Below are 12580 nucleotides of genomic sequence, written 5' to 3'. Positions count from 1 at the left end.
ACTCAGGTGTGCAGGACGCGTTCCGGGCCGTGACCGTGGCCGAGCTGCTCCAGGGCGTGGTCCACGATTCCGTCGAGGATCTCGAGGCCCTCGCGGACGGCACCGGTCGATCCCGCGAGGTTGACGACGAGGGTCCGGTCACTGACGCCGGCCACGCCTCGTGAGAGCGCGGCGTGCGGCGTGGAGCGCAGGCCGTGGGCGCGGATCGCCTCGGCGATACCGGGTGCCGGCCGGTCGATCAGGGCCGCGGTGATCTCGGGCGTGTGGTCGTCGGCCGAGAAGCCCGTCCCGCCGGTCGTCACGACGAGCGCGCAGCCCTCGCCCACGAGCCGGCGCAGCAGGTCGCCGACCTCAGGGCCGTCGGCGACGACGTGCGGACCGGAGACCTCGAATCCGCGCGCCCGTCCCCAGTCGGCGATCCGGGGGCCGGTGAGGTCCTCGCGTCGGCCGGTGGCGGCCCGGGTCGACGCGACCACGACGCCGAGGCGCCGGACCCCGGGTTCACTCATCACGGCTCCAGTCGTGGGTGCCGCCGGTCTTGGCCTCCACCCGGACGGCGTCGATCACGGCGGTGTGGTCGACGGCCTTGACCATGTCGAACAGGGTCAGCGCCGCGACGGACACGGCCGTCAGGGCCTCCATCTCGACGCCTGTCGGCGCCGTCGTGGCGACGGTCGCCTCGATCCGGACCGCATCGGTCTGTGCGGTGAAGTCGATCGTGATCGAGCCGAGCGGCAGCGGATGGCACAGGGGGATGAGGTCGGGCGTGCGCTTCGCGGCAAGGATCCCGGCGACGCGCGCCGTGGCGAGCGCCTCGCCCTTGGGCAGGTCGCCGCTCATGATGCGGCCGACGACGTCCGCGCGGGTGCGCAGCAGGCCCGACGCCGTCGCGACGCGTCGCGAGGCCGACTTGGCCGTCACGTCGACCATGTGAGCGCTGCCGTCGTCGCGGTAGTGCGACAGTCCGGCGTCACCGTTCCCGCTCATGCGATCCTCCACCATTCCACGGTATCGCCGGCGGCCAGTGCCGTGACGGCCTCGGGCACCAGGACGAGCAGGTCGGCTCGCGCGTACGAGGCGACCAGGTGCGAGCCCGGGCCGCCGACCAGGCCCACCCGCCCGTCGGGATCGAGGTGTCCGCGCCGGACCTGGAGCCGCCCGGCCGGAGATTCCAGCGGTGCGGCGAGGGGAGCGGTGCCGGACTGGCGCCACGGCGGCAGCCCGGCGGACTGCGCGAGCGGAGGACGCAGGAAGAGCTCGAACGAGACGAGCACGCTGACCGGGTTGCCGGGCAGGCACACGACGGGGACCTCGCGGCCGGGGACCGCGATCCGCGCCAGGCCCTGCGGGCCACCCGGCTGGACGTCGACGTGGCCGAACCATGCGTCGGGGGTGCCCTCGAGCACCTGGCGGACGACCTCGCGCGTCCCCGCGCTGACGCCCCCGGTCGTCACGACGAGGTCGTGGTCGGCGGCGAGCCGCGCGAGCAGGTCGGTGAGTGCCGCCGGATCGTCCTCCACGACGTGCGAATCGCCTGCGAGTCCCAGGTCTCGAGCATGGGCGAGCAGCGCCGCGGTGTTCGAGTCGGGCACGTCGCCGCTCACGAGCTCCGAGCCCGTGCCGACGACTGCGATCCGCAGCGGCGGGACGACGCGCACCCGGTCGACCCCGGCGGCCACGAGTGCACCCACGGCCGCCGGATGCAGGGCCGCTCCGGCTTCGAGCAGGACGTCGCCCCGCCGGACGTCGGCACCTCGCCGGCGCACGAACGTGCCCGGCTCCACGGGAGCGGTGAACTCCACCGTCGCCCCGCCGTCGACCGGTCCGAAGTCGCGCGCCGCCGTGTGCTCCACCGGGACGATCGCATCGGCTCCGGGAGGCACGGGCGCGCCCGTCATGATCGGGGCGGCGGTGCCACGCTCGAGCCGCGCCGGGGCCGTGCCGCCGGCCACGACGTGCGGGACGGTCGGCAGTCGGACGGGTTCGGCGTCCGCGTGGACGAGGTCGGCGGCGCACACGGCGAAGCCGTCCATCTGGCTGTTGTCGAAGCCGGGAACGTCGAGGCGGGCCGAGACGGCCTCGGCCAGCCGGCCGCCGCGCACGTGCGTGATCGGAAGGTCCTCCGGGTCGTCCTGCGCGCGGCGCGCGGCCGCGGTGCGGATCGCCTCGGCCACCGCGCGGACGTGCTCGTCGACGGATTTGCCCACTGGGACTCCTCTCGCTCGTGACGCACCTGCGTTGGTAATGTGCTGTCCATGACGCAAGTGCGAGTCTCCGACGCTGCCACCTTCCTCGGAGTCAGCACCGACACCGTACGACGGCTGATCGCCTCGGGACGACTGGACAGTGGGAAGGACGACGCGGGCCGGACCGTGGTCGACGGTCGCAGCCTCGCGCGGCACGCCCGCGACGAGTTGGGGGCGACGCCCGATCCGACGAGTGTCGCGCGTTCGGCGCGCAATCGATTCGTCGGCATCGTCACCGACGTCCTCAGCGACACCGTGATGTCCCAGGTCGAGCTGCAGTGCGGCCCGCACCGCGTCGTGTCGCTCATCAGCACCGAGTCGGTGCGCGAGCTCGGGCTCGAGCCCGGCGTCGTGGCCGTCGCGGTGGTCAAGGCCACCAACGTCATCGTCGAGACCCCGGGAGATCACCGATGAGCCTGCCCCGCCTCACCGCCGTCGCCGCCTCGACGGCCCTGCTCTGCCTCACCGCCGCGTGCGGGGGCGGCGACTCGGACTCCGGCACGCAGGAGCGCACGATCACGGTGTTCGCGGCGGCATCGCTCAAGGGCACCTTCACCGAGCTCGCCGACGAGTTCGAGGAGGACCACGACGGCGTCGAGGTCAGGCTCTCGTTCGGCGGCTCCTCCGATCTGGCGGCCCAGATCAACGAGGGTGCGCCCGCCGACGTCTTCGCCTCGGCCGACGAGCGCACGATGGCGCTCGTCACCACCGCCGGCAACGCCGAGAACGAGCCGGAGCCGTTCGCGACGAACGTCCTGCAGATCGCCACGCCGCCGGACAACCCGGCCGGCGTGACGACGCTCGACGACCTCGCGGACCCGTCCGTGCAGGTCGTGCTCTGCGCGACCCAGGTCCCGTGCGGCGCCGCGTCCCAGATGCTGCTGGGGGACACCGGGTTGACGGTGAAGCCGGTGAGCGAGGAGCAGTCGGTCACCGACGTGCTCGGCAAGGTCACGAGTGGGGAGGCCGACGCCGGCCTCGTCTACGTCACGGATGTCGTGGCCGCCGGCGACTCCGTCCACGGTGTCGACGTCCCGGAGGCCGACCTGGTCGTCAACACGTATCCGATCGTGGCGCTCAAGGACGCCGGCGAGCCGGACCTGGCCGCCGACTTCGTCGACCTCGTGACGGGAGCGAGCGGCCAGGAGGTCCTGCAGAAGGCAGGCTTCGGCGCACCGTGAGGACCGACTCGGTCGACCTGCCGCGCTGGACGATCGTGCCCGCGGTCGTCGGGCTGGCGTTCGTCGCGCTGCCGCTCGTCGCGATGGTGCTGCGGGTCGAATGGAGTGACTTCGGTGCGCTGATCACGTCCGAGTCGTCGCTCGACGCGTTGTGGCTGAGCCTGCGGACGGCCAGCGCGAGCACCGTCCTGTGCCTCGTGTTCGGGGTGCCGCTGGCCCTGATCCTGGCGCGGTCGTCGGCGCGGTGGGTCGCGGTCGCCCGACCGTTCGTCCTGCTCCCACTCGTGCTGCCGCCGGTCGTCGGCGGCATCGCGCTGCTCTACACGTTCGGTCGCCGAGGACTGCTCGGTGAGCACCTCGCGGTGCTCGGGATCCAGATCGCCTTCAGCACCGCGGCGGTCGTCCTGGCGCAGACGTTCGTTTCCTTGCCGTTCCTCGTGGTGAGTCTCGAGGGTGCGCTGCGAGCGACCGATCCCGGGTATGCCGAAGTCGCCGCGACGCTCGGCGCGCGACCCTCGCGCGTGTTCGGGCGCGTGACGCTGCCGCTCGTGGCGCCGGGCCTCGTGGCCGGGACGGTGCTCAGCTTCGCCCGGGCGCTGGGCGAGTTCGGCGCGACGATCACCTTCGCCGGCAGCCTGCAGGGCGTGACCCGCACGCTTCCGCTGGAGATCTACCTGCAGCGCGAGACCGATCCGGACGCGGCGGTCGCGCTGTCGCTCCTGCTGGTCCTCGTCGCGGTGGTCGTGATCGCCGTCGTCCGCCGACCGGGCAGGAACCCGTGGTGAGCCTCGCCGTGGGTCTGCACGACGTGACCCGCGGCGTGGAGGTCGACCTGTCGGTCGCGCCCGGCGAGACCCTGGCCCTCGTGGGCCCGAACGGATCGGGCAAGTCGACCGTCCTCGCGACGGTCGCCGGGTTGCTGCGCCCCGACGAGGTGCACGTGCGCGTGGGCGACCGGGTCCTGGCCGGACCGTCCGCGTGGGTTCCCCCGCACCGCCGGTCGGTGGCGCTGCTCGCCCAGTCGCCGCGGCTGTTCCCGCACCTGACCGTGCGCGAGAACGTCTCGTTCGGGCCGCGCAGCCGAGGCGTGGGCGATGTCCGTGCCGTTGCGGACCGCTGGCTCGTGGAGTTGGGGCTCACCGACCTCGCCGACCGGCGTCCGGCTGGACTGTCCGGGGGCCAGGCCCAGCGGGTCGCCCTGGCGCGGGCCCTCGCGACCGACCCCGAGGTCGTCCTGCTCGACGAGCCGATGGCCGCGCTCGACGCGCCGTCGGTCCCCGAGCTGCGACGCGTCCTGCGCCGGGTGCTCGCGGACCGCACGTCGATCATCGTGACGCACGACCCGCTCGACGCCCTCGTCCTGGCCGACCGGACCATCGTGATGGAGTCCGGTCGCGTCGTGGACTCCGGACCCAGCCGGGACGTCCTGGCGCACCCACGCAGTGCCTTCGGCGCGGCCCTCGCCGGCGTCAACCTCGTGGAGGGGCGCGCCACCGGGCCCGACACGGTGCAGCCGGGCGAGGGTGCGGCCGTCACCGGGCTGCCCGCGCGCGAGCTCGTGATCGGTGAGCCGGCGATGGCGACCTTCACCCCGGCGGCCGTCGCGCTGCACCGTGACCATCCCGACGGCAGCCCCCGGAACGTGTGGCGTGGCCGGGTCTCCAGCCTCGAGCAACGCGGTGGCACGTGTCGGGTCGAGATCGCCGGGCTGCTCGTGGACGTCACGCCCGCCGCCGTGGCGGACCTCGGGATCGAGCCGGGCGCCGACCTGTGGCTCAGCCTCAAGGCCACCGAGGTCACCGTCTATCCGGCCTGAGCGTGCGAAGGTGGGGGCGTGGCTGAGATCTCCGAGCGGTGGGCCGCGACGCTGGCCGACTACGAGCGGCACCTGCGCGACGAGCGGGACCTGTCCGACCACACGCTCCGGGCCTACCTCACCGACCTGGCGAACCTCGCCACCCACGCGAGTCTCATGCACGTCGACGACCCCGCCGACCTGACGATCCGGACGTTGCGCAGTTGGCTCGCGGGCCTGCAGAGCCGGGGCCGCGCCCGGACGACGCTCGCCCGGCGGTCGACGGCGGCTCGCGTCTTCACCGCGTGGCTCGAGCGATCGGGTCGGTCCGCGACCGACGCCGGTGCGCTGCTGGCCGCACCGAAAGCCCACCGGACCCTGCCGCCCGCGCTCAACCAGGCGGACATGCGCGCGGTCGTCGATGCGATCGCCGCGTCGGTCGAGGACGAGGGCCCGCAAGGACTGCGCGACCTTGCCGTGATCGAACTGCTCTACGCGACGGGGATCCGGGTCGGCGAGCTGGTCGGCGCGGACGTGGACGACCTCGACCCCCATCGGCGGGTGCTCCGAGTCCTGGGCAAGGGCAACAAGGAGCGGATGGTGCCGTACGGGCTGCCCGCCGCGGAGGCGGTCTCGCAGTGGCTCGACCGGGGGCGCCCCGTCCTCGCGACGAGCGACGGCGGACCGGCGTTGTTCCTGGGAGCGCGCGGAGCCCGGATCGACGCGCGCGTGATCCGTCGGATCGTGCACGACCGGGTGGCCGCCGTCCCGGACGCCCCCGACGTCGGCCCCCATGGACTGCGGCACACCGCCGCGACCCACCTGCTCGAGGGCGGTGCCGATCTGCGGTCCGTCCAGGAGCTTCTCGGCCACGCCTCGCTGGGGACGACCCAGATCTACACGCACGTCAGCGCCGATCGCCTGCGTGCCGCCTTCACCCAGGCCCATCCACGCGCCTGAGGTCATCGCGACAGGGGATCGACGGCGACCCCGTCGACGAGTCGCATGAAGTGCAGGTGGCACCCCGTCGACGAGCCGGTGGAGCCGACCCGGCCGAGGATCGATCCGGCGACGACGTGGTCGCCCCGGGCCACCGACCGTTCCGACAGGTGTGAGTAGGACGTATGGGTGCCGTCGCCGTGGCGCACCTCGACCTGCTGACCGTAGGCGCCGCGTCGGGCTGACCTGGTGATGGTCCCCGCGGCGACGCTCGGCACGGGGGTGCCGCAGGGCGCGCCGATGTCCACGCCGTCGTGCAGCTTGCGCACTCCCGTGACGGGATGGACGCGCATCCCGAAGGCCGAGGTGATCGGGCCGTCCAGCGGCAGGTCGCCGTCCGCCGTCGGGGGAGCGACCGGGACCGGCCCGTCGGGGTTGATCAGGCGGTAGGAGCCCGAGCCGCCGAGCAGGTCCGCGGGATCGAGGTACGTCTCGCCGCGCAGGCGTCCGAGATTGAGGCACGTGCTCCGGCACGAGGGGTGACCACCGAGCAGCCGGCCGATCCGTTGCCCCGGGTCGACCGCGTCGCCGACCCTGACCGACGCCTCGACCGGTTGGTAGGTCGACCGTTCGCCCCCGTGGTCGATCGTGATCGTCGCGACCCCGGCCACCCGACCCGCGAACGTCACACGCCCGGCGGCGACGGCCCGCACGGTCTCACCGACCCTTCCGGGCAGGTCGACGCCGCGGTGGCCCGGACCGTAGGCGGAGTCCGGTGGGTCGAAGTCGCGTTCGATCCGGTGGTCGCCGAGGGGCCAGCTCCACGGGCCGGCCGCCGCCGGGGCCGCGGCGAGGGCGAGCAGGAGCAGGGCCGTGCCGAGGACGCGCGTCAGGGGATGCATGAGCCGAGCCAACCGGTGCGGCGCCGCCGGGGGAACGGCTCGCGCAGGGCCTGTGGATGAGGCTCCGGAGGGCCCGCCGACTGTGGACGACGCCGATTTCGTCCGGCGGGGTGCGGTGGACTAGGATGGCCTCATCTGCCCTTCGGGGCGGAAATTCGCGTGTCCAGGTCCCGTGAAGCGACAGCCGAACGGGGCGCGGCCCAGGTCCCACTCGTGGGTGGCCCGCGTCGGACACCAGGGCACCGCCGACCGGTGGTGCGTCAACTTGGCTAGAGAGGAAGTACGACGATGGCCGTCGTCACCATGCGTCAGCTGCTCGAGAGCGGCGTGCACTTCGGGCACCAGACCCGCCGTTGGAACCCGAAGATGAAGCGTTTCATCTTCACGGAGCGCAACGGCATCTACATCATCGACCTGCAGCAGTCGCTCGCCTACATCGACTCGGCGTACGAGTTCGTCAAGAGCACCGTCGCCCGCGGCGGCACGATCCTGTTCGTCGGCACCAAGCGCCAGGCCCAGGAGCCCGTCGAGGAGCAGGCCAAGCGCGTCGGCATGCCCTACGTGAACCAGCGTTGGCTGGGCGGCATGCTCACCAACTACACGACGATGTCGGCTCGCCTGCAGCGCATGAAGGAGCTCGAGGAGATCGACTTCGACGACGTCGCCGGCTCCAACCGCACCAAGAAGGAGCTCCTGCAGATGAAGCGGGAGTACACCAAGCTGAACCGCACGCTCGGTGGCATCCGCGACATGGGCCGCGTGCCCAACGCCGTGTGGATCGTCGACACCAAGAAGGAGCACCTCGCGGTCGACGAGGCCAAGAAGCTCGGCATCCCGATCGTCGCGATCCTGGACACGAACTGCGATCCCGACGACGTCGACTTCCCGATCCCGGGCAACGACGACGCGATCCGCTCGGTCGGCCTGCTGACCCGCGTCATCGCCGACGCCGTGGCCGATGGCCTCATCTCGCGTGGTGGCGCCAAGACGGGCGAGGAGGCCCCGGGCACCGAGCTCGGCGCCGAGGAGCCGCTGGCCGACTGGGAGAAGGAGCTGCTGAGCACCGACAAGCCCGCCGAGGCCGCTGCCGACGCCGCTGAGGCTCCTGCTGCCGAGGCCGTCGAGGCTCCTGCCGCCGAGGCCGTCGAGGCTCCTGCCGCCGACGCCGCCGAGGCTCCCGCTGCCGAGTCCGTCGAGGCGCCCGCTGAGGCCGCCGCCGACGAGACCCCGGCCTCCTGACCACCAGACACCAGAACAGGGGTAGAACATGGCAATCACCGCTGCCGATGTGAAGAAGCTCCGCGACGCGACCGGCGCGGGCATGATGGACGCGAAGAAGGCCCTCACCGAGGCCGATGGCGACTTCGACAAGGCCGTCGAGATCCTGCGGATCTCGGGTGCCGCGAAGGCGGCCAAGCGTGGCGCCGAGCGCGAGGCCTCCTCCGGCCTGGTCGCGAACGCCGGCTCGGCCATCGTCGAGCTGAACTCCGAGACCGACTTCGTCGCGAAGAACGAGCAGTTCATCGAACTGGCCGAGCGCCTCGCGGTCGCGGCTGACGCCGCCAAGCCGGCCAACGCCGAGGAGTTCGCGAGCGTCCAGCTCGAGGACGGCACCACCGTCGCCGAGGCGATCAGCGCCCTGGCCGCCGTCATCGGCGAGAAGCTCGAGCTCGGCCGCGTCAGCAGCCTCACGGGCAACGTCGCGACCTACATGCACCGTCGTGCGAGCGACCTGCCGCCGTCGATCGGCGTCCTGGTCGAGTACGAGGGCGACAACGAGCAGGCCGCCCGCGGCATCGCGATGCAGGTCTCCGCGATGCGTCCGCGCTGGCTCACCCGCGAGGAGGTGCCCGCCGACATCGTCGCCAAGGAGCGCGAGATCGCCGAGGCCACCGCCAAGGAGGAGGGCAAGCCCGAGCAGGCCCTGCCGAAGATCGTCGAGGGTCGCGTCAACGGCTTCTTCAAGGAGAACGTCCTCCTCGAGCAGCCGAGCGTCACCGAGAACAAGAAGACCGTGAAGGCCGTCGCCGAAGAGGCTGGCATCACCATCACGCGCTTCAGCCACATCGAGGTCGGCGCCTGACGCCAGCCTCACCGCACGAGAGCCCCGAGCACCTGCTCGGGGCTCTCGTGCGTTAACCGTCAGGTGCGGCGGCCGTACTTGCGGTGGACGGTCTGGCGGGTGACGCCGAGCAGCGTGCCGATCTCGGCCCAGCTCAGGCCGCGGACGCGGGCGCGCCGGACCGCGATCTCCTCGCGTCGGGAGAGTTCCTGCTTGGCCGTGGCGATGGCGGCGAGCTCGGCGACGACATCGCGGGGCTCGGGTTCCTCGTGCGTGGGTGGGGCCTTAATGATGTCAGCATATGCTGACGGGTCACGCGATGGCGGAGATCGTCCAGCTCGCCTCGGTGGACCCGCCCGGCTCGAGCACCGTCAGGCCGGTGTCCCAGTCGGCCTCGTTGAAGGCGTCGGGGGCGCAGGTCATCGGCTCGACGGCCAGCCCGGCACGGCCGCCGCCGTCGGCGGTGTGCACCTGGACCCACCGGCACGACGGCCCCCAGAGCAGCTGCACGCCCCCTCCGGACGGGTGCACGACCCGTACGACCGACTCGTCCGGGAGGCCGGTGAAGGCGTGGTCCAGGCTGACGTCACCGATCCGGCGCGGGCTGCGGAAGTCGAACCGCGCCGCATCGACCTCGACCGCCTCGAGCGACGTCGGTGCGAGGCGGTCGTCGGTCAGCAGGACCCGGTCGGCCGGCAGCGTCAGCGTCCAGTCGTCCACGACGCCCTCGCCCGCCACGAGGTACGGGTGCGGGCCCGTTCCGAACGGGGCGGGGGAGTCGGCCAGGTTCGTCGCCCGCACGGTCTGGGTCATGCCCGACTCGTCGAGGGCGTAGGTCGTCTCGACCCGGACGCGCCACGGGTAGCCGTCCTGCGGCTCGATCGTCGCCGCCAGGGTGACCCGTCGCGAGTCGTGCTCGCGCGGCTCGAACCGCTGCCACAGGACGAGCCCGTGCAGCGCGTGCCCGCGGCCGGGCTCGGTGAGTGCCAGCTGGAGATCCTCGCCGGCGAAGGAGTACCGACCGTCGACGACGCGGTTGGGCCACGGCGCGAGCGTCGCGCCGCGGTACGCGGGGCGGACCTCGTCGGCCGTGTACGGCAGCACGAGGTCTCGTCCGGCGTGCGTGAGCGTGCGCAGCGACGCGCCCACTCCGGCGACTACGGCCTCGGCCGCACCGTCGCGCAGGACGTACTGCTCACCAGAGCGAGGTCGAGTCGGCATGGCCCGAGGCTAGCGGCGCCACGCGCGCGCCGATCCGATAACCTCGACCCATGGCTCGCCGCGTCCTTCTGAAGTTGTCCGGTGAGGTCTTCGGCGGAGGCGCCATCGGGATCGACCCCGACGTGGTCAACGATGCCGCCGCCCAGGTCGCCACGGCGGTCGGCGAGGGCGTGCAGGTCGCGATCGTCGTCGGCGGTGGCAACTTCTTCCGCGGCGCCGAGCTCAGCCAGCGCGGCATGGAGCGCGCCCGCGCCGACTACATCGGCATGCTGGGCACCGTCATGAACGCGCTCGCCCTGCAGGACTTCATCGAGAAGCAGGGCGTCGAGACGCGGGTGCAGTCCGCGATCAACATGGCCCAGGTCGCCGAGCCCTACATCCCGCGCCGCGCGATCCGCCACCTCGAGAAGGGTCGCGTCGTGATCTTCGGCGCCGGCGCCGGCATGCCGTACTTCTCGACCGACACCGTCTCGGCGCAGCGCGCCCTCGAGATCAAGGCCGACGAGGTGCTGATGAGCAAGAACGGCGTCGACGGCGTGTACGACGCCGACCCGCGCCGGAACCCCGACGCCCGCCGGTTCGACGAGATCACCTTCACCGAGGCGCTCCAGCGCAACCTGCAGGTCGTCGATGCGGCCGCCTTCGCGCTGTGCATGGAGAACCGGCTGCCGATGATGGTGTTCAACATGAACGACGAGGGTGCGATCACCCGAGCCCTGCGGGGTGAGAAGATCGGAACACTGGTCCACGCCTGAGTGGCCAGACCACGACGCAAACGGAGCATGACGTGATCGACGAGACACTGCGGGACGCCGACAGCCGGATGAAGAAGGCCGTCGAGCACACCCGCGAGGAATTCGCGGCCATCCGGACGGGCCGCGCCCATCCGGCGATGTTCTCCCAGATCACCGCGGACTACTACGGCACGCCGACACCGCTGCAGCAGCTGGCGGGCTTCCAGGTCCCCGAGCCGCGCACCGTCATCATCGCCCCGTACGACATGGGTGCCAAGAGCGCGATCGAGAAGGCCATCCGCGACTCCGACCTGGGCGTCAACCCGTCCGACGACGGCAAGGTCCTGCGCATCACGCTGCCCGAGCTCACCGAGGAGCGGCGCAAGGAGTACATCAAGCTGGCTCGGTCCAAGGCCGAGGAGGGCCGCGTCGCGGTGCGCGGCGTCCGCCGCAACGCCAAGCAGGCCCTCGACAAGGCGGAGAAGGACTCCGAGATCAGCAAGGACGACAACACCGGCGCCGAGAAGCGACTCGACGGCCTGACCAAGAAGCACGTCGACGAGATCGACGATGCCCTCAAGTCCAAAGAGGCAGAGCTCCTTGACGTCTGACGGTCCGGCCCCGGCGGCGGGGGAGAAGAAGACCGGCCGAGCCGGCCGGGACCTGCGTGCGGCGATCACCGTGGGCGTCAGCCTCGTCGTCGTCGTCCTGCTCTCGCTGTTCTGGGTCAAGGACCTGTTCGTCCTGGTCGTCGCGGCCGCGCTCGTCGTCGCGGCGATCGAGATCACCCGCGCGCTCGCGACCGCGGACATCGCGATCCCCCTGCCGCCGGTCCTGCTCGGCGGCGTCGCCATGCTCGTGGTGGGGTTCTACGACGACATGGACACGGCTGCGGCCGTCATGGCGCTCACGGTCATCGCGACGATGGCGTGGCGGCTGCGCTCGGGCGCCGACGGCTTCGTCCGTGACGCCACGGCCGGCATCTTCCTGCTGTCGTACCTGTTCCTGATGGGCACGTTCGTCATGCGGATGCTCGCGTCCGACGACGGTCAGTGGCGGGTCGTCGCGTTCATCCTCGTCACGATCGCGTCCGACATCGGCGGCTACGTGGCCGGAGTCCTGTTCGGCAAGCACCCGATGGCGCCCACGATCTCGCCCAAGAAGTCCTGGGAGGGCTTCGCCGGCTCGCTCATCGCGTGCGTCGTCGCGGGCATCCTGATCGTGACGCTCGCCCTCGAGGGCCCGTGGTGGGCCGGCCTCGTGCTCGGTGTCGCGGGCGTGTGCTTCGCGACGCTGGGCGACCTGTGCGAGTCGCTCATCAAGCGCGACGTCGGCATCAAGGACATGGGCGACCTGCTGCCGGGTCATGGCGGACTGATGGACCGGCTCGACTCGCTGATCGCCGTCGCCCCCGTGGCCTACCTCGTGATGTATCTGCTGGTCTGACTGGCGCTTCGCGGGTCCGTGACGTCACCGTAATCTCGATTGGGCAGGATGGAA

16 protein-coding genes are annotated in these 12580 nt (G+C 72.0%); 10 read left to right on the top strand and 6 right to left on the bottom strand.

Annotated features, from left to right (window positions below; all coding sequences use genetic code 11):
* Window positions 1-2: 2 nt before the first annotated feature.
* Genes ACT26F_RS07305 through ACT26F_RS07295 form a run of 3 tightly spaced genes read right to left on the bottom strand, consistent with a single transcriptional unit; the run spans window position 3 to window position 2207 of the window.
* Window positions 3-509 carry a MogA/MoaB family molybdenum cofactor biosynthesis protein gene (locus ACT26F_RS07305; RefSeq protein WP_471669849.1) on the bottom strand — a complete coding sequence of 169 codons (507 nt, stop codon included), beginning with the start codon at window positions 507-509 and terminating at the stop codon, window positions 3-5.
* Window positions 502-987: a cyclic pyranopterin monophosphate synthase MoaC gene (gene moaC, locus ACT26F_RS07300; RefSeq protein WP_471669848.1), complete on the bottom strand. Its 486-nt coding sequence runs from the start codon at window positions 985-987 to the stop codon at window positions 502-504. Before moaC ends, ACT26F_RS07305 begins: the two co-directional genes overlap by 8 nt.
* Window positions 984-2207: a molybdopterin molybdotransferase MoeA gene (locus ACT26F_RS07295; RefSeq protein ID WP_471669847.1), complete on the bottom strand. Its 1224-nt coding sequence runs from the start codon at window positions 2205-2207 to the stop codon at window positions 984-986. Before ACT26F_RS07295 ends, moaC begins: the two co-directional genes overlap by 4 nt.
* Before the next feature lie 48 nt (window positions 2208-2255).
* On the opposite strand from ACT26F_RS07295, the gene ACT26F_RS07290 reads away from it, so the two are divergent.
* From ACT26F_RS07290 to ACT26F_RS07270, 5 genes are read left to right on the top strand one after another with little or no spacing between them, the layout of a single operon-like run.
* Window positions 2256-2660, top strand: coding sequence for a TOBE domain-containing protein (locus ACT26F_RS07290; protein WP_471669846.1), 405 nt, complete (start codon window positions 2256-2258; stop codon window positions 2658-2660).
* Entirely contained in the window at window positions 2657-3427 is a 771-nt protein-coding gene (gene modA / locus ACT26F_RS07285) for a molybdate ABC transporter substrate-binding protein (protein WP_471669845.1), read from the top strand. The genes ACT26F_RS07290 and modA overlap by 4 nt, the downstream gene beginning before the upstream one ends.
* Window positions 3424-4212 carry an ABC transporter permease gene (locus ACT26F_RS07280; RefSeq protein WP_471669844.1) on the top strand — a complete coding sequence of 263 codons (789 nt, stop codon included), beginning with the start codon at window positions 3424-3426 and terminating at the stop codon, window positions 4210-4212. The genes modA and ACT26F_RS07280 overlap by 4 nt, the downstream gene beginning before the upstream one ends.
* Window positions 4209-5243 carry a sulfate/molybdate ABC transporter ATP-binding protein gene (locus ACT26F_RS07275; RefSeq protein ID WP_471669843.1) on the top strand — a complete coding sequence of 345 codons (1035 nt, stop codon included), beginning with the start codon at window positions 4209-4211 and terminating at the stop codon, window positions 5241-5243. The genes ACT26F_RS07280 and ACT26F_RS07275 overlap by 4 nt, the downstream gene beginning before the upstream one ends.
* 18 nt (window positions 5244-5261) lie before the next feature.
* Window positions 5262-6182, top strand: coding sequence for a tyrosine recombinase XerC (locus ACT26F_RS07270; RefSeq protein ID WP_471669842.1), 921 nt, complete (start codon window positions 5262-5264; stop codon window positions 6180-6182).
* 2 nt (window positions 6183-6184) lie between these two features.
* Here ACT26F_RS07270 and ACT26F_RS07265 read toward each other — a convergent pair whose 3' ends face one another.
* A complete protein-coding gene (locus ACT26F_RS07265) occupies window positions 6185-7063 on the bottom strand; it encodes a peptidoglycan DD-metalloendopeptidase family protein (protein WP_471669841.1) in 879 nt (292 codons plus the stop codon).
* Between the two features lie 288 nt (window positions 7064-7351).
* Between ACT26F_RS07265 and rpsB the strand changes: the two genes are divergently transcribed.
* Together rpsB and tsf are read left to right on the top strand one after the other, a co-directional pair.
* Window positions 7352-8302 carry a 30S ribosomal protein S2 gene (rpsB, locus tag ACT26F_RS07260; RefSeq protein WP_471669840.1) on the top strand — a complete coding sequence of 317 codons (951 nt, stop codon included), beginning with the start codon at window positions 7352-7354 and terminating at the stop codon, window positions 8300-8302.
* Between the two features lie 28 nt (window positions 8303-8330).
* Window positions 8331-9146: a translation elongation factor Ts gene (gene tsf, locus ACT26F_RS07255; protein ID WP_471669839.1), complete on the top strand. Its 816-nt coding sequence runs from the start codon at window positions 8331-8333 to the stop codon at window positions 9144-9146.
* A gap of 59 nt (window positions 9147-9205) precedes the next feature.
* Here tsf and ACT26F_RS07250 read toward each other — a convergent pair whose 3' ends face one another.
* Entirely contained in the window at window positions 9206-9352 is a 147-nt protein-coding gene (locus ACT26F_RS07250; protein ID WP_471671668.1) for a sigma factor-like helix-turn-helix DNA-binding protein, read from the bottom strand.
* 85 nt (window positions 9353-9437) lie between these two features.
* Window positions 9438-10346 carry an aldose 1-epimerase family protein gene (locus ACT26F_RS07245; RefSeq protein WP_471669838.1) on the bottom strand — a complete coding sequence of 303 codons (909 nt, stop codon included), beginning with the start codon at window positions 10344-10346 and terminating at the stop codon, window positions 9438-9440.
* A gap of 50 nt (window positions 10347-10396) precedes the next feature.
* Between ACT26F_RS07245 and pyrH the strand changes: the two genes are divergently transcribed.
* From pyrH to ACT26F_RS07230, 3 genes are read left to right on the top strand one after another with little or no spacing between them, the layout of a single operon-like run.
* Window positions 10397-11101, top strand: coding sequence for a UMP kinase (gene pyrH, locus ACT26F_RS07240; protein ID WP_471669837.1), 705 nt, complete (start codon window positions 10397-10399; stop codon window positions 11099-11101).
* A 35-nt stretch (window positions 11102-11136) separates the two neighbouring features.
* Window positions 11137-11691, top strand: coding sequence for a ribosome recycling factor (gene frr / locus ACT26F_RS07235; protein WP_471671667.1), 555 nt, complete (start codon window positions 11137-11139; stop codon window positions 11689-11691).
* Entirely contained in the window at window positions 11681-12526 is an 846-nt protein-coding gene (locus ACT26F_RS07230) for a phosphatidate cytidylyltransferase (protein ID WP_471669836.1), read from the top strand. Before frr ends, ACT26F_RS07230 begins: the two co-directional genes overlap by 11 nt.
* Window positions 12527-12580: the final 54 nt, after the last annotated feature.

The organism is Aeromicrobium sp. SP1 (assembly GCF_055663785.1).
Note: the sequence above shows the minus strand (reverse complement) of the source record. Positions and strands in the feature narration are given on the sequence as shown.